The organism is Streptomyces malachitofuscus (assembly GCF_055571035.1).
In genome coordinates, this window is the sequence record NZ_JBVIGA010000011.1 from 86,731 (window position 1) to 102,917 (window position 16,187).

A 16,187-nucleotide genomic window follows, 5' to 3' on the forward strand; every position below is an offset into this window, starting at 1 on the left:
CGAGGGCCTGGGAGGTGCCCCACACGGCGGCACGGGTGGAAAGGGAAACCCGGACCCGCCACGAAACAGCCCCGCACCCCGATTGACGAAAGAATCGCAGCCTTCCTGGGCATGATTGACGGATTGTCAGCCGATCGGTACCACTGACACGCACCGCTCGGCCCGTCACGTCCCGCCCGTCCCAGGAGGCTGCCTTGCCACGACCCCCCGCCCGCGGCGCCCTGTGCACCCTCGCAGCGGCCGCCCTGACGCTGCCCCTGCTGGGCGCCGCGCCCACTGTGGCCCAGCCGTCCACCGCGCGGCTGCAACAGGCCTTCGCCGCCGCGTCCGCCACGTACGACGTGCCGCAGAGCGTGCTGCTCGGCGTCTCCTATCTGCAGTCCCGCTGGGACGCGCACGGCGGTGCCGCGAGCGTGACCGGCGGCTACGGGCCGATGCACCTCACGGACGCGCGTGCCGCGCTCGCCGCGTCCGACCACCACGGCGAGGGCACGGAGGACCCCCGCGGCGACGACGCCCGCCGGCCGCTGCGCCCCGAGGCGCGGGCGCCGCGCACCGACGGGCTGCCGGACCGCCTCACGACCCTGCCGAAGGCGGCCCGGCTGACCGGGCTCAGTCCCGAGCGGCTGCGCGAGGACCCGGCCGCGAACGTGGCGGGCGGCGCAGCGCTGCTGGCCGAGGCGCAGCGCCGACTGGGCGAACCGAAGAGCGAGGACCCCGCGGACTGGTACGCGGCGGTGGCGCTCTTCTCCGGCGCCGACGACACGGCGTCTGCTGCGGCGTACGCCAACGAGGTGTACGAGGTGATCCGCGCCGGTGAGCGGCGGGTCACCGACGCCGGACAGCAGGTCGCCCTGACCGCCCGTCCCGGCCTGGCGCCGGACACCTCCGCGCTGCGCCGCGCCGGGCTGCGCACCGCCTCCGCCGCCGGGACGGAGTGCCCGAGGACGGTGTCCTGCGAGTGGATCCCGGCACCGTACGAGGAGTTCGGGGACGGCGACTACGGCAACCACGACCTGGGCGACCGGCCCGCCTCGCAGGACATCCGCTACATCGTCGTCCATGACACGGAGGGCGCCTGGGAGGGCGTCCTCGACATGGTGCAGGACCCCACCTATGTGTCGTGGCAGTACAGTCTGCGCTCCACGGACGGCCATGTCGCCCAGCATGTGAAGGCGAAGGACGTGGCCTGGCACGCCGGCAACTGGTACGTCAACGCGGGCTCGATCGGCCTGGAGCACGAGGGTTTCCTGGCGGAGCCCGACGCCTGGTACACCGAGGCGATGTACCGGTCCTCGGCCCGGCTGGTGAAGTACCTCGCCGGGAAGTACGACATCCCGCTGGACCGGCAGCACATCCTCGGCCATGACACCGTGCCCGGAACGACCACGGCGACCATTCCCGGCATGCACACCGACCCGGGTCCCTACTGGGACTGGCGGCACTACTTCGAACTGCTCGGCCGCCCGCTGAAGGCGACGGCCGGCCCGCACTCCGGCGTGGTGACGATCCGGCCCGACTACGCGGCCAACCGGCCGGTCTTCACCGGCTGCGAGAGCCCGGGCGAGCCCTGTGCGACGCACGGGTCCAGCGCCGTGCGGCTGTACTCCGACCACGACGAGAACTCCCCGCTGATCCGGGACATCGGCCTAGGTTCGGCGCCGACCACCGGGGTGAACGACCTGTCCTCGCGGGTCTCCACGGGTCAGAGTTACGCGGTCGCCGACCGCTGGGGCGACTGGACCGCCATCTGGTACCTCGGTCGGAAGGCCTGGTTCAAGAACCCGAAGAAGCACCCCGCCGCCGTGCCCGCGCAGGGCAAGGTCGTGACCCCGAGGAAGGGTCTCGACTCGGTGCCGGTCTACGGGAGGGCGTACCCGGAGAAGGAGGCCTACCCGGAGGGCGTGCCGGCGCAGGCGGTGTCGCCGCTGCCGTACACCGTGCTGAAGGGACAGAAGTATGTGACCGGGGGCAAGGTCCCGGGCGAGTACTACTTCGCGGTGACCTTCGACGAGGCCTCGCACCGGGTGGTGCGGGGGAAGGACATGTACTACGAGATCCAGTTCGGGCACCGGGTCGGCTTCGTGCGGGCGGCGGACGTGACGGTGACGTCGTCGTAGCGGCGCCGGGGACGTGACGAAGGGGCCGGGTCCCGCGGGACCCGGCCCCGAAGTGTCAGCCCTGCTGGAACAGTTCCGCGGGCAGCGGCTTGAGGAGGGCGTACAGGTCGTCGGTGATCGGGCGGTCCCAGGCGGCGATGGTCACCAGGACGTTGTCACTGCGGTCGAACTGCACACAGGAGATCCGGCCCTCGGACAGCTTGACGCGCCGCACGATCAGCAGGTTGTCGCCCTGCATCACCGGCACGTCCTCGGTGCCGACGACGGTCACCTCCTCGTCGTTCTCCAGCGCCAGCAGCAGTTGTCCGACCTCGAAGGGGATCTCGCCCTCGGGGACGTCCCGGGCCGGGGAGCCCTCGGGCAGATTGCCGATGATCATCGCCGGTCCGCGGCCGCCGAACAGGTCGTACCGCAGGAACACACCCTGGCAGCTGCCGTCGGGGGCGGGCAGCAGCCCGGCACCCAGGTTGCCGGGCCAGTCGCCCGGGTCCATGGCCAGTACGTCGAAGTCGGGCCCGGCGGGGGTGGCACTGCGGCGGCGGAGGAACGACATGCGGCCATGGTACGTGTCCGGACCGGCGTACGGGCGCGCGGGCGACGCCCACCCGGGGCTACCCGGACCGCCGCTGCCGCTCGTGGTGGCGGGCCACCCGGGCACGGTTGCCGCAGGACGGCTTGCACCACTCCTGGCGGGGGTGTTCCTTCAGGAAGTAGCGCACACAACGTGGGGCGTGGCAGGCGCGCAGCCGCTCCCGGTCGGGGCCGGCGAGGAAGCCGATGGCGGCCCGTGCGAGGACGGCGGTCAGGTCGTCCGCGCCGGCCGGCACGGGCCTCCGCCGTACCACGGGGTCGTCGTCCTCGTCCCAGGTCAGGACCGGGACGGTGGGGGTGCGGGCGGCGGCCTCGTTCAGCCGGCGCAGTGCCTCGGGGACGGACAGCGGGCGGGTCGCGTCCGCCGGGCTCGGCGGTGCGGGGCGGACGGCGTGGGCGAAGAGGGCGCGCAGGGCGGTGCGCAGGTCGCGGACGGCGGTGAGGCAGGCGGCGTCGGCGAGGTGGCGCTCCGCGCCGGGGAGTGTGTCGTGGTGTGCGTGCACCCAGTCGGTGAGGGCGACGGGATCGGTCAGGTCGTCGGTGACTCCGCCGTCGCCGTCGTGGCGGACGGTGAGGACGAGGTCCAGCGCGAGCCGGGTGTCCCTGGTGGTCGAGTCCCGCATGCGGTCGATGATAGGGGCAGCCTCGGCCACGAGCCGGGGGTGCGCGTCCGCGGCTACGGCTCCTCCGGAGGAGCGGGCGGCACCACGGCGACCGGGCTCGCCGCGTGGAGCAGTACCGCCTGGGTGACCGAGCCCATCATGCGCGCGGGCGCCAGCAGCCGACGGCGATGCCGCCCCACGACGACCAACTCCGCGTCCTGCGACGCCTCGACCAGATGACCGGCCGCATCGCCCGGGAGCACGTCGGTCTCGGCGGTGACGTGCGGATGCCTCTCCCGGTGCGCGGCCAGGAAACCCTCGGTGAGGACGCGGGTCTCGTGCTCGACGGCGTCCTGGTCGATGTCCGGCGGCGGCATCTCCCCCGGCAGCATCCAGGTCTGCAGCGGCCAGGGATACGCGGAGACGATCCGCAGCCGCGTGCCGCGCAGAGCGGCCTCGGCGAAGGCGAAGGCGAGCGTGGCCTCGTCGGGGCTGTCGGCGTTCAGGCCGACGACCACGGGCCGGCCGGCCACGGACGGCGCGTCGGCGTCGTCCCCGGCGCGGGGCACGACCACGACGGGACACTCGGCGTCGCGTGCCGCCGCCAGCGAATTGGAACCGAGCAGCAGACTGGCGAACCCTCCGCGTCCCCGGGAGCCCAGCACCAGCAGCCGCGCCGTCGCCCCCATCTCCGGCAGCAGCACGCCGGGCGCGCCCTCCAGCGTGACGTACTCGACGTCCGGGAGCGCGGAGTGCAGTTCCATGTGGCCGCGGACCTGGTCGAGGACCGGGTCCTCGTCGGGACCGGGCGGCCCTGCGGCCAGGACCTGGGAGCGGGTCCAGGGGGTGTGCTGCCGTACGTGCACGATCCGCAGCGGGGCCTCGCGCCGGCGGGCGGCGTCGAGGGCCCACTCGAGGGCACGCAGGCTGTCCTGAGAACCGTCGACCGCCGCGACGACCGGCTGGGTGCTCATGGTTCCTCGCCTTCCGGAGTACGCTGTTCGCCTTCCCCGGGCCAGCCTGACTCAGGCGTGGCCCGGCAACCGCTCTTCAGCTCGCGTGTCCGGAAAATCGCGGGGAACACTCCCCGGCGGCGGTCCGTGCCGGGACGGCCGCACCGCTCATGTCAGGTCGAACTCGCCCTCCCGCGCTCCCGACACGAACGCGCCCCACTCGGCGGGGGTGAAGATCAGGGAAGGGCTCTCCGGGCGGCCACTGTTGCGCATGGCGATGAATCCCTCCACGAAGGCGATCTGGACATCGCCCAGGCCTCGGCTGCTGGACTGCCACTGTGCGTTGCTGAGGTCCAGGTCCGGCTTGTCCCAGCCCATGAGGGGGCGCTGCTGGGTGGTGCTCTCGGCCACGTCCGTGCTCCTCCCGGTTTCGTCGTCCGCGGTCAGCCTAGCGACCGGGTCCGGTGCCCGACAGGCCGCGGGAGAAGTACCGGTGGGTCCGGGGTGGCCCCGGCGGGCGGGTGAAAGAGGCAGGGCGCGGGTTGAACCCGGCGCGGCCGGCGTCCGTACTGGTGGGGGCAGGCCCGCTCAACGGGTCCTGTTCGCCATGCCATCGCAGTACCGCACGGAAGGACCCTCCGGGTGTCGCTCTTCACTCGCCCCCGCCGGCTGCCGGACACCACCGAGGGCGGAGCGGAACGGGACGGCGGTCCGGCGGCGCCGGAGGAGACCGCCGGGAGCGTACCGGCCGTCACGCCGCCGGGCTGGTTCGGCTGGCGCCGTCGCTGGCCCCGTACGGCACGCGGGGTGACCGTCGGGACCACCGTGCTCGCCGGGGCGCTGGTGCTGATCGCGCTGCTCCTGCCGAACCGGACGGAACGCGTGGACCTGTTCGCGTTCCTGCGGCTGCCCTCCGAGGGGATCCTGCTCGCGGCGCTGCTGCTGGCGCTCCCGCCCCGGCCGCGGCGGATCACGGCGGTGGTGGCGGGGGTGCTGCTGGGTCTGATCACCGTTCTGAAGTTCGTCGACATGGGCTTCTACCAGGTGCTGGCCCGCCCCTTCGATCTGGTGCTCGACTGGATCCTGCTCGACGACGCGACCGAGTTCGTCCGGGAGTCGTTCGGGCGGAGCGGGCAGGTGCTCGCCGTGATCGGTGTGATCGTGCTGTTCCTGGCGGTGCTGGCGCTCATGACGCTGGCGACGGTCCGGCTGACCGGTCTGATGGTCCGCCACCGTCCGGCCGCCACCCGTACGACGCTGATCCTGGGCGTGGCGTGGATGACGTGCGTCACGCTGGGCGTGCAGCACTCCGGTCTGCCGGTCGCGGCCAAGGTCGACGCGGACATCGTGGGGAACCGGGTGGAACAGGTGCGGGCCGGACTGCGTGACGCGCGGGTCTTCGAGAAGCAGGCCGCCGTCGACGCCTTCGCGAAGACACCGCCCGACCGGCTGCTCACCGGCTTGCGCGGCAAGGACGTGCTGTTCACGTTCATCGAGAGCTACGGCCGGGTGGCGATCGACGACCCGGCGATGGCGGGGCCGATCGACACGGCGCTGAAGGACGGCACCCGGAGGCTCGAGGACGCCGGTTTCGCCTCCCGCAGCGGCTGGCTGACGTCCCCGGTGACGGGCGCCGGCAGCTGGCTCGCCCACTCGACCTTCCTGTCCGGCCTGTGGATCAAGAACCAGCAGCGCTACCGCAGTCTGACCACGAGTGACCGCATGACCCTGACCAAGTACTTCCGCAAGACGGGTGACTGGCGCACCGTCGGGATCGTGCCCGGGGTGCGCCGGGCCTGGCCGGAGGGCAAGTTCTTCGGCCTGGACCACATCTACGACTCCGAGCATCTCGGCTACCACGGCCCCTACTTCAGCTGGACCCCGGTGCCGGACCAGTTCTCGCTGGAGGCCTTCGAACGGCTGGAGCACGGCAGGAAGGACCGCGAGCCGATCATGGCGGAGATCATTCTGGCCTCCAGCCACAACCCCTGGTCGCCGATCGCCCGCATGGTCGACTGGGACGATCTCGGTGACGGTTCGGTGTTCCACGGGATCAAGAAGGAGGGCACGGACCCGAAGGAGGTCTGGAAGGACCCCGACAAGGTGCGCACCGAGTACCGGCGGGCCATCGAGTACTCGTTGCGCAGCCTGACCGAGTGGGTCGAGCGGTACGGCGACGAGGACACGGTGCTGGTCTTCCTCGGTGACCATCAGCCGGTGCCGACCGTCCTCGACGGGAGCACCGACAAGGACGTGCCGGTCACCATCGTCGCCAAGGATCCGAAGGTGCTGGAGCGGGTGGACGACTGGGGCTGGACCGACGGGCTGAAGCCCGCGCAGGACGCTCCGCGCTGGGGCATGGACAAGTTCCGCGACCGCTTCATGACGGCGTACGGGCCCGGGCGTTCCTGAGGGAGGTTGTCGCCCCCGCCGCCCCTTCCCTGCCCGACCTGGGGCTCCGCGCCCCAGACCCCGCTCCTCAAACGCCGGAGGGGCTAATTCCAGCCCCTCCGGCGTTTGAGGAGCGGGGGTCCGGGGGCAGCGCCCCCGGGGGACGGGGACGGGAAGGGGCGGCGGGGGCGAGAGACGGGTCTTGGCTCTTGCCCCCCGACGGCTTCGCCTGGCTTACTGATCGGCAGATCGACCGAATGATCGGTCGTCCGGAGTGGGCGAGGAGGGCGGGAGCGCGATGAAGGACCCGGCGGAACGGCTCGATCCCGAAGGACTGCGCGAGCTCCAGCTCGAACGGCTGCGCACCTCCCTGCGGCACGCCTACGCCAACGTGCCGTTCCACCGTGAGTCCTTCGACAAGGCCGGCGTCCACCCGCACGACTGCCGCTCCCTGTCCGACCTGGCACACTTCCCGTTCACCACCAAGGCAGACCTGCGGGAGCACTACCCGTACGGGATGTTCGCCGTACCCCGCGACCGCATCCGCCGCATCCACGCCTCCAGCGGCACCACCGGACGCCCCACCGTCGTGGGCTACACGGAGGGCGACCTGTCGATGTGGGCCGACATGGTGGCCCGGTCGATCCGCGCGGCCGGCGGCCGGCCCGGGGACACGGTGCACGTGGCGTACGGCTACGGCCTGTTCACCGGCGGCCTGGGCGCCCACTACGGCGCGGAGCGGCTCGGGTGCACGGTGGTCCCGGCGTCCGGCGGGATGACGTCCCGGCAGGTGATGCTGATCCAGGACCTGAAGCCCTCGGTCATCATGGTGACGCCGTCCTACATGCTGACCCTGCTCGACGAGTTCGAGCGGCAGGGCATCGATCCGCGCTCCACGTCGCTGCGGGTGGGGATCTTCGGCGCGGAGCCGTGGACGGAGCGAATGCGCCAGGAGATCGAGGAGCGCTGCGCGATCGACGCCGTGGACATATACGGGCTGTCGGAGGTGATCGGCCCGGGTGTCGCGCAGGAGTGCGTGGAGACCAAGGACGGGCTGCACATCTGGGAGGACCACTTCTTCCCGGAGGTCGTCGATCCGCTCACCGGTGAGGTCCTCCCGGAGGGCGAGCGGGGTGAGCTGGTCTTCACCTCGCTCACCAAGGAGGCGATGCCCGTCGTCCGGTACCGGACACGGGACCTGACCCGGCTGCTGCCGGGCACCGCCCGGGTGTTCCGGCGGATGGAGAAGGTCACCGGGCGCAGCGACGACATGGTGATCCTGCGCGGGGTGAACCTCTTTCCCACGCAGATCGAGGAGATCGTGCTGCGCACCCCGGGCGTGGCTCCCCACTTCCAGCTCCGGCTGACCACCCAGGGCCGCATGGACGCGCTCACCGTGCGCGCGGAGGCCCGCCCGGACGCGGACGCGGCGACACGGGCCGCGGCCGCGCAGTCGATCGTGACGGCCGTGAAGGACGGCATCGGGGTCTCGGTCGACGTGGAGATCGTCGACCCGGAGACGCTGGAGCGTTCGGTGGGCAAGATCCGGCGGATCATGGATCTGCGCGAGAAGCGGTCCTGAGCGCCGGTCCGGCTACCGGGCGGCCACGATCCGCTCGACCGCGGCGGTCACCAGCCGCTCCCGCTCCTCGGGGGTGAAGACGTCCGGCAGGGTGAGCTGTTCGACGATCAGCCAGTTCAGCGCGAGATAGAGCAGCTTGACGGCCATCGCGTCGCCGGGCAGGCCGGACTCCTCGTGGTAGCGGACATTGGCCTCCACGTCGGCGCGCACCCGCTCGGTGAGCACCGTGCGCAGTTCGGGCCGGCGGGTGGCCTCCAGCCGCAGTTCGAGCAGCGCGAGGTAGCCGGTGCGGAACGAGGCGACACGGCCGACCACTTCACGCATCAGGACCGCGTAGGTGTCCCTGTCCCGTCCGGCGGTGCGCTGCCGGGCGATGAGCTCCTCCTCGGGCTGGAGCCGCTCGTAGACCCGGGCGCCGGCCTGGGTGAGCAGGTCGTCGCGCGAGGAGAAGTAGTTGGAGGCGGTGCCGACGGGCAGCGCGGCCTCGGTGTCGACCGCCCGGAAGGTCAGACCCCGGGCGCCGTCCCGGGCCAGCACCTCGATCGCCGCGTCCACCAGCGCGGCCCGCCGCTGCTCGTTCCGTCTCACCACTGACATCACTCCGCCCGCCGGACACCGTCACACCACTGCATGCAGAGTACTACGTCTGGAGTCGTCAGCCTCGGGGAGCATCCCGTGACCGTGCACGCCCCATTGACACATCCCGCACCTGACACGAAAGTTTCACTCCGCGCGACGTTCCCCGAAAAATTCTTTCAGCCCCTCACGCGGGGCCACGACACGGGAGGAACCTCATGGCGGAGGCAGGGGCGGGAAGCATCAGCCGGCGTCAACTGGGCCGGGGCGCGCTGGCCCTGGGCGGAGCGCTGACCATCGCCCCCCTTCCGGCCGACCCCGCCTCGGCCGCCGGGGCGGTACACGGCGGCGCCCGAACACTGCGGCACGGATCGGCCCGGCGCGCCGGACTGCTCCCCGCGCCGCTACGTCAACTCGTCGCCGGCGCCGAGGCGTTCCTCGGGCCGTCCCCCGCCCACCCCTGGTACGCGGGGGCCGTGCTGCTGGCCGGACGCGGCGGCACGGTCGCGCTGCACCGGCCCATCGGCATGGCGGTGCGCTACCAGGCGTACGACGAGGAGACCGACACCGGCGTCGAGTTCCCTGCGGACCGGCAGATCCCCATGAGCGCGGACACCGTCTTCGACCTGGCCTCGGTGTCGAAGCTGTTCACCTCCGTCCTCGCCGTGCAGCAGATCGAGCGGGGCAGGCTGGAGCTGGAGGCGACCGTCGCGTCGTACCTGCCGGGCTTCGGGCGCGCGGGCAAGCAGGACATGACGGTCCGGCAACTGCTCACCCACACCTCGGGGTTCCGCGCCTGGATCCCGCTGTACGACGCGCCCACGTACGAGGAGAAGATCCGGCTCATCCACGACGAGGCGCCGGCCAGTCCGCCCGGGACCGCGTACCGGTACTCGGACCTGAATCTGATCTCGCTGCAGCTGGTCCTGGAGAAGATCACCGGCCGCACGCTCGACGTCCTTCTGCGCGACGGGATCACCGGTCCGCTGGGCATGCACCGCACCCGCTACAACCCTCCCGCCTCCTGGAAGCCGCGGATCGCGGCCACGGAGGACGCCCGCAGACCGTGGTCCGGCCTCGACCGGGGTCTGGTGTGGGGCGAGGTGCACGACGAGAACGCCTACAGCCTCGGCGGCGTCGCGGGGCACGCCGGGGTGTTCTCCAACGCCTGGGACCTGGCGATCCTCGGCCGCACCCTGCTCAACGGCGGTGTCTACGGCCGGGAGCGGATCCTGAGGCCGGAGTCGGTGGAGCTGATGTTCACCGACTTCAACACCGCCTTCCCCGGGGACGAGCACGGTCTCGGCTTCGAGCTCCACCAGCACTGGTACATGGGCGCGATGGCCACTCCGCGCACGGCGGGCCACACCGGATTCACCGGAACCTGTCTGGTGCTCGACCCGACGACCGACTCGTTCCTCGTTGTGCTGGGCAACTCCGTCCATCCCGTGCGCAGTTGGCGTTCGGGATCCGCTCCCCGCGTGGCCGCCGCGAACCAGCTGGCCCGCGCGGTGCCGGTCCGGCCCGACCGGGGCCGGACCGCATGGTTCTCCGGGATGGCGGGCTCCGCGACGGCGACCCTCACACTGCCCGCGCTCGACACGTCGTCCGGCGCGGCCCGGCTGCGCTGCTCGCTGTGGTGGGACACGGAGCCCCGAGCCGATGTCCTGGTCCTGGAGGCCTCCGCGGACGGCGGCACGAGCTGGCAGCCGGTGCCGTTCACCACCGGGCGCCGGGGCGCGGAGCCCCAGCCGCATCCCTCGGGCACGGTCACCGGCTGGTCCGGACGGGTCTGGCACGACCTCACGGCCGCTCTGCCCGCCGCGCGGGGCCTCACCCTGCGCTGGCGCTACACGACGGACCGGCTGTACGTCGGGCGCGGCGCGTATGTCGACGCGGTGCGTGTCGAGGCGCCCGGCGGCCGGCTCTTCGACGAGGCGCGCCGGGAGGACGCGGCGCGGGTCGGGGCGGAAGGCTGGACCCGGTCGGCCGACTGAGCCCGCGGATCAGTCCCCCGCCTCCAGGACCGCCATGGCGGCGTTGTGGCCCGGCACTCCGCTCACACCACCGCCGCGCACCGCGCCGGCGCCGCACAGCAGGACATTGGTGTGCCGGGTCTCCACGCCCCAGCGGCCGGTGCCGTCCTGGGTGTGCGGCCAGGACAGTTCGCGGTGGAAGATGTTGCCGCCGGGCAGCCCGAGATCGCGTTCCAGGTCCAGCGGGGTCCTGGCCTCCAGGCACGGGCGTCCTTCGGCGTCGGTGGCCAGGCAGTCGGCGAGGGGTTCGGCGAGATGGGCGTCGAGCTGGGCGAGGGTCGACTTCAGCAGTTCCTCCCGCACGGCGTCGTTGTCCCGCTCGAACAGCCGGGCGGGGGTGTGCAGTCCGAACAGGGTGAGCGTCTGGTAGCCGCGGGCGGCCAGGTCCGGGCCGAGGATCGTCGGGTCGGTGAGCGAGTGGCAGTAGATCTCGGACGGCGGGGCGGCGGGCAGCTCGCCCGCGGCGGCCTGGGCGTGTGCGGTGGCCAGTTGCCCGTACCCCTCGGCGATGTGGAAGGTGCCGGCGAACGCCTCACGCGGGTCGACGGAGGGGTCACGCAGCCGGGGCAGCCGCTCGAGCAGCATGTTCACCTTGAGCTGGGCGCCCTCGGACGGGGGCGGCGGTGTGTCGCCGGTGAGGGCGGCGAGTTCCTGCGGGGAGGCGTTGACCAGGACGTGCCGTGCGCCGGCGACGCCCTCTCCGTCGGCGGTGCGGTAGGTGATCTCGGCCGTGCGGCCGTCGGCGTCGATGCGCAGGGCACGGTGGCCGGTGGCGATGACCGCGCCCGCGGCGCGGGCGGCGTCGGCCAGTGCGTCGGTGAGGGCGCCCATGCCGCCCACCGGGACGTCCCAGGCGCCGGTGCCGCCGCCGATGACGTGGTAGAGGAAGCAGCGGTTCTGTGCGAGGGAGGGGTCGTGGGCGTCGGCGAAGGTGCCGATGAGGGCGTCGGTGAGGACGACGCCGCGCACCAGGTCGTCCGCGAAGTTCCGCTCCACGGCGACGCCGATGGGCTCCTCGAAGAGGGTCCGCCAGGCCTCCTCGTCGTCGACCGCGCGCCGCAACTCGTCGCGGGTGGGCAGCGGTTCGGTGAGGGTGGGGAAGACGCGCCGGGCGACGCGGCCGGTCATGTCGTAGAAGCGCTGCCAGGCCCGGTACTCGTCCTCGGAGCCGGTGAGGCGGGCGAAGGCCTGGCGGGTGCGCTGTTCGCCGCCGCCGACGAGCAGGCCGGTGGGCCGTCCGCCGCGTTCGGTGGGGGTGTAGGAGGAGATGGTGCGGGTGCTGAGCCGGAAGTCCAGCCCCAGGTCCTGGACGATCTTTTGGGGCAGCAGGCTGACCAGGTACGAGTACCGGGACAGCCGTGCGTCGACTCCGGTGAACGGGCGGGTGGAGACCGCCGCCCCGCCGGTGTGGTCAAGACGCTCCAGCACCAGCACGGAGCGCCCGGCCCGGGCGAGGTAGGCGGCGGCGACGAGGCCGTTGTGGCCTGCGCCGACGACGACGGCGTCGTACGTCCGGGATCCCTCGGTTGCGGTCATGGTTCTTCGTAACACGCGGTGATCCGTACCGGCCAGACGCGGTCCGGGTCACGCCCCTCCGGCCGCCCCCTGCTGCCGTAGTGCCGCAACCCTGCGGTACAGCCCCGCCGCCTCCTTGCCGTGGCCCAGCCGCTCCAGGCAGTGCGCCTCGTCGTTGCGGGCGGCGAGGGTGTCGGGGTGGTCCGCCCCGAGGATCCGCTCGCGGGCGTCGGCGACCCGCCGGTACTCGGTCAGCGCGTCCGCCCAGTGGCCGAGCCAGCCCAGGCCGACGGCGACCTCGCGGCGGCTGACCAGGGTGTCCGGGTGGTCGGCGCCGAGGACCCGCTCGCGCAGGGCGCACACCTCACGGGACTCGGCGAGGGCCTCCGCCCAGCGGCCGAGCCGGCCGAGGTTGACGCCGATGCCGTGCCGGGCGCGCAGGGTCTCGGGATGGCGGGGTCCCTGTACCCGGGTGCGATCCTCGACGAGGCGGCGGTAGAGGTCGAGGGCCTGGCTGGTGCGGCCGAGCCGGCCCAGGCTGATACCGGTCTCGTAGCGGGCGGCGAGGGTGTCCGCATGGTCCGGGCCGAGCGCCCTGGCGCGGGCGTCGGCGACCTCCCGGTAGGTCTCCAGGGCCTCGGTCCAGCGGCCCAGTTGTCCGAGTGCGTAGGCGACGTCGTACCGGGTGACGAGGGTGTCGGGGTGCTCGGGGCCGAGCACCCGGGCGCGGGCGGCGGCCACCTCGCACGCCATGCCGTAGGAGTCCTCGAGGCGGCCGAGCCTGCCGAGGTTGAAGGCGAGGTTGTGGCGGCAGCGCAGGGTGTCGGGGTGGTCCGCTCCCATGGTCCGCTCGCGGGCGGTGAGCACCGACAGATACACCTGGTGGGCGTCGAAGGGGCGGCCCAGCTGGGCGAGGACGTAGGCCATTTCCTGCCGGGCGGCGAGGGTGTCGGCGTGGTCGGGGCCGAGCGTGCGGATGCGGGCCTCGGTCACGTGCTTGTACTCGCGCAGCGCGTCGGCGGCGCGGCCGGTGCGGCTGAGGGTGAACGCCACCTCGTAGCGACTGGCGAGGGTGTCGGGGTGGTCCGGGCCGAGGAGGTGCTCGCGTTCGGCGGCGACCGCGCGGTGCACCTCCCCCGCCTCCGTCCAGCGGCCGAGGCGTCCCAGGCTCAGACCGGCGTTGTGCCGTCCGACGAGGGTGGTCAGGGCCTGCTGCGACGGGGCGGGCCGCTCCTCGGGCACGGGCCGCGCGTGGGGGCCGGTGGCGGGGCGGGCGATCCACTCACCGGAGAGTCCGGCGGCCGGGTCGGGGGGCGCGGTGCGCGGGCCGGTGCCGGCCGCCTTGTGTCCGGAGGTCATGCCGCGTGTCCAGGACGGCAGCCGGGCCGCGCGCCCCACCGCCCGCGCTTCCCCGGCGCCTGTTCCGGCCGCGCGTGCCGTCGCCCCGGGGGCGGCGGTGTCCGGGCCGGCTCCCACCGCGGCCGGGGCCGCCCGTAGTGCGCCGATCCGGTCGGCCAGTTCACGGGCGCTGTCCGGCCGGGCGGCGGGCTCCTTGGCGAGCAGGTCCAGGATGATCCGTTCCAGGTGCTCGGGGATCTCGGCGCGGTGGCCGCGCGGCGGGCGGGGCGGGGTGTCGCGGTGACCGACGAGGATGGCCCAGGCGTCGTCGAGGTCGAACGGCGGCACGCCGGTGGCGATCTCGTAGAGCACGCAGCCGAAGGAGTACAGGTCGCTGCGCCGGTCGACCTCCGAGCCGCTGATCTGCTCCGGCGACATGTAGTGCGGGGTGCCCATGGCGATGCCCGTGCCGGTCAGCCGGGAGGTGAAGCCGATGTCGTGGCCGAGGCGGGCGATGCCGAAGTCGCAGATCTTCACGGTACCGTCGTCCAGCCGGACGATGTTGGCGGGTTTGAGGTCCCGGTGCACGATGCCCTGGTCGTGGGTGTAGGCGAGGGCCGCGGCGACCTGGCCGGCGACCTCCACCACCTCGTCGACCGGCAGCGGGTGCTGCTTGTTGTCCTCCAGGAGCTGGCTGAGATTGCGGCCCTGGAGCAGTTCCATCACCAGGTACAGCACGCCTTCGGACTCTCCGAAGTCGTGCACCACCGTGATCCCGCGGTGCTGCAGCGCCGCGGCCACCCGGGCCTCGCGCCGGAACCGTTCGCGCAGCACGCGGCCGAACGCCTGGTCGTGCTGCGCGCCGACGGGCTTGAGGCACTTCACCGCGACCTGCCGGCCCAGCGACTCGTCCCGTGCCCGCCACACCTCGCCCATGCCGCCGCGTCCGATCCGGTCGAGCAGCCGGTACCGGCCGTGGATCAGCCTGCTGTCCCCCATCTCCTTCGCCCGCCCCCGTCGCAGTCCGCCCCGCCCTCCCCTGGCTCGTCCAGTATGGCGACAACTCGCCCGAGTTTGTACGGTGCTGGGGCGCGCGTCCGTCCGCTGCGCGGGGCGGTCAGTTCAGCGTGGCGAGGAACTCCGTACAGGCCCGTGCGCAGGCGCGGCACGCCTCGGCCGTCTCCTCCGCCCCACAGTGGCCGTCGAACGCCTGGGCGCTCTCCAGGCACACCTGCCGGCACCACTCCACCTGGATCCTGATGGTCGCCTCGTCCACCAGGTTCTGTTCGGACAGCATGCGGCAGGTCGCGTCGCAGACCTCCGCGCACATGATGCCCTTGCGTCGTACGAGTTCCTGGTCCTCGGTCCCGTCCGGGTCCGCCAGACTGGCCCGGGTCGCGCACGCCCGTGCGCACTCGGTGCAGGCCTGGGCACAGGCGAAGCGGTCTTCCAGGAACCGGAACAGCTCCTTCTGCGATGTCGTCGTCACACCGCGCGGGTAGCCGCCGCCCCGGCGGTCAAACGCGGACGGCGGCAGGCGTGCGGGGACGGCGTGCGTGTCCCGCGGCGAGGTGAGCCGGTTCGTGCCGGGGTCCGGGGGTACCCGCGAGCCATGATGAACACCTCATGGATGGAGACGGCCGACCTCGCGGCGGGCCGTGGCGCCCTGGGCGCCGGGCTGGCGGTGGCGGCGGTGGTGGTGCTGGCCCTGCTGATCGGCATGTTCGCCTTCGGCAGCCGCCGGGTCAGGAACAACAGGACGCGCAGGCCCCGGCCCGAGGAGCAGCCCCGGATGCCCGAGGGCGGCCCGGTCCACGAGGTACGGGAGCAACGTGAGCCGGACGAGGTGCCCCGGGGCGACGAGCGTCTGACACCGCACGAGCTGAACGGCCACGGCACCGCCGGCAGCCGCACCGGCGCCGCGCAGGAGCGGCCCCGCTGGGACGAGGGCAGCAGTGGGTCGTTCGGCAGCGGCGGACCGGGCCGCCACTGATCCGTCCCGGACCGGCGGCCACCGCCCGCCCCTTCGCACGTCGTGCACGGGGAAGTGAGAACCACGGCGGATCCCGCCCGCCCGCCACACCCTGCCGCTGCCCGATGACGACCATCTGCCCCTCGGCGGGCCGGAGAGCGGGATCCGCTCGCTGACGGCCCGGCTGGAGGAGTCGCGCGCGGGCGCCCAGCCGACCGTCCGGCGACCCGGGGGCGACCCGGGCGCGGTACCTCCGAGCAGAGTGCCGGCCGGACCGGGTCGGGTCTCGCCCGCCACCTCGCCGGAGCCGTCCAGTCCCCCGCCGCACGGCACCCCGGACCAGCGGGGCAAGCCGAAGGGCGACCGTACGTAGCCTGCCGCCGCCTGTCCCGAAGGGGGGGGGGGGGGGGGGGGGGGGAGAGGGGAGGGGGGGGGGGGGGGGGGGGGGGGGGGGGGCGGGCGGGGGGGGGGGGGGGGGGGGGGGGGGGGGGGGGGAGGGGGAAGGGAGGTA

The 16,187-nt window shown here is 73.2% G+C and carries 13 protein-coding genes; 5 read left to right on the forward strand and 8 right to left on the reverse strand.

Annotation, left to right across the window (positions count from 1 at the left end; genetic code table 11):
• The first annotated feature begins 194 nt into the window (after positions 1 to 194).
• Positions 195 to 2,120, forward strand: coding sequence for an N-acetylmuramoyl-L-alanine amidase (locus tag ACZ44S_RS17810; RefSeq protein ID WP_466929918.1), 1,926 nt, complete (start codon positions 195 to 197; stop codon positions 2,118 to 2,120).
• Positions 2,121 to 2,175: 55 nt separating this feature from the next.
• On the opposite strand, the gene ACZ44S_RS17815 is transcribed toward ACZ44S_RS17810, so the two are convergent.
• From ACZ44S_RS17815 to ACZ44S_RS17830, 4 genes are all read right to left on the reverse strand, one after another.
• Positions 2,176 to 2,673, reverse strand: coding sequence for a hypothetical protein (locus ACZ44S_RS17815; RefSeq protein ID WP_466929921.1), 498 nt, complete (start codon positions 2,671 to 2,673; stop codon positions 2,176 to 2,178).
• 58 nt (positions 2,674 to 2,731) lie between these two features.
• Entirely contained in the window at positions 2,732 to 3,334 is a 603-nt protein-coding gene (locus tag ACZ44S_RS17820; protein WP_466929924.1) for a CGNR zinc finger domain-containing protein, read from the reverse strand.
• A gap of 53 nt (positions 3,335 to 3,387) precedes the next feature.
• Positions 3,388 to 4,287, reverse strand: a complete 900-nt coding sequence (locus ACZ44S_RS17825; RefSeq protein WP_466929926.1) for a universal stress protein — start codon at positions 4,285 to 4,287, stop codon at positions 3,388 to 3,390.
• 147 nt (positions 4,288 to 4,434) lie between these two features.
• Positions 4,435 to 4,677 (reverse strand): DUF397 domain-containing protein, encoded by a 243-nt coding sequence (locus ACZ44S_RS17830; protein ID WP_004991796.1) that lies wholly within the window; start codon positions 4,675 to 4,677, stop codon positions 4,435 to 4,437.
• A 231-nt stretch (positions 4,678 to 4,908) separates the two neighbouring features.
• Between ACZ44S_RS17830 and ACZ44S_RS17835 the strand changes: the two genes are divergently transcribed.
• Both ACZ44S_RS17835 and paaK read left to right on the forward strand, forming a co-directional pair.
• The gene (locus ACZ44S_RS17835) at positions 4,909 to 6,678 is read left to right on the forward strand and encodes an alkaline phosphatase family protein (protein ID WP_466929929.1); all 1,770 of its coding nucleotides are present in this window, start codon (positions 4,909 to 4,911) and stop codon (positions 6,676 to 6,678) included.
• A 277-nt stretch (positions 6,679 to 6,955) separates the two neighbouring features.
• A complete protein-coding gene (paaK, locus tag ACZ44S_RS17840; RefSeq protein ID WP_466929932.1) occupies positions 6,956 to 8,239 on the forward strand; it encodes a phenylacetate--CoA ligase PaaK in 1,284 nt (427 codons plus the stop codon).
• A gap of 12 nt (positions 8,240 to 8,251) precedes the next feature.
• Here paaK and ACZ44S_RS17845 read toward each other — a convergent pair whose 3' ends face one another.
• Positions 8,252 to 8,830 (reverse strand): TetR/AcrR family transcriptional regulator, encoded by a 579-nt coding sequence (locus ACZ44S_RS17845; RefSeq protein ID WP_466929934.1) that lies wholly within the window; start codon positions 8,828 to 8,830, stop codon positions 8,252 to 8,254.
• A gap of 203 nt (positions 8,831 to 9,033) precedes the next feature.
• On the opposite strand from ACZ44S_RS17845, the gene ACZ44S_RS17850 reads away from it, so the two are divergent.
• Entirely contained in the window at positions 9,034 to 10,812 is a 1,779-nt protein-coding gene (locus ACZ44S_RS17850) for a serine hydrolase domain-containing protein (RefSeq protein ID WP_466929937.1), read from the forward strand.
• 9 nt (positions 10,813 to 10,821) lie between these two features.
• Here the strand turns inward: ACZ44S_RS17850 and ACZ44S_RS17855 are convergent, their stop codons facing one another.
• From ACZ44S_RS17855 to ACZ44S_RS17865, 3 genes are all read right to left on the reverse strand, one after another.
• Positions 10,822 to 12,387, reverse strand: a complete 1,566-nt coding sequence (locus tag ACZ44S_RS17855) for a phytoene desaturase family protein (protein WP_466929939.1) — start codon at positions 12,385 to 12,387, stop codon at positions 10,822 to 10,824.
• Between the two features lie 48 nt (positions 12,388 to 12,435).
• On the reverse strand, positions 12,436 to 14,703 hold the full coding sequence (locus ACZ44S_RS17860) for a serine/threonine-protein kinase (RefSeq protein ID WP_466929941.1): 2,268 nt from the start codon (positions 14,701 to 14,703) through the stop codon (positions 12,436 to 12,438).
• A gap of 118 nt (positions 14,704 to 14,821) precedes the next feature.
• Positions 14,822 to 15,193, reverse strand: coding sequence for a four-helix bundle copper-binding protein (locus ACZ44S_RS17865; RefSeq protein WP_466929942.1), 372 nt, complete (start codon positions 15,191 to 15,193; stop codon positions 14,822 to 14,824).
• Positions 15,194 to 15,319: 126 nt separating this feature from the next.
• On the opposite strand from ACZ44S_RS17865, the gene ACZ44S_RS17870 reads away from it, so the two are divergent.
• Entirely contained in the window at positions 15,320 to 15,697 is a 378-nt protein-coding gene (locus ACZ44S_RS17870) for a DUF6479 family protein (RefSeq protein WP_466930237.1), read from the forward strand.
• Positions 15,698 to 16,187 lie beyond the last annotated feature (490 nt).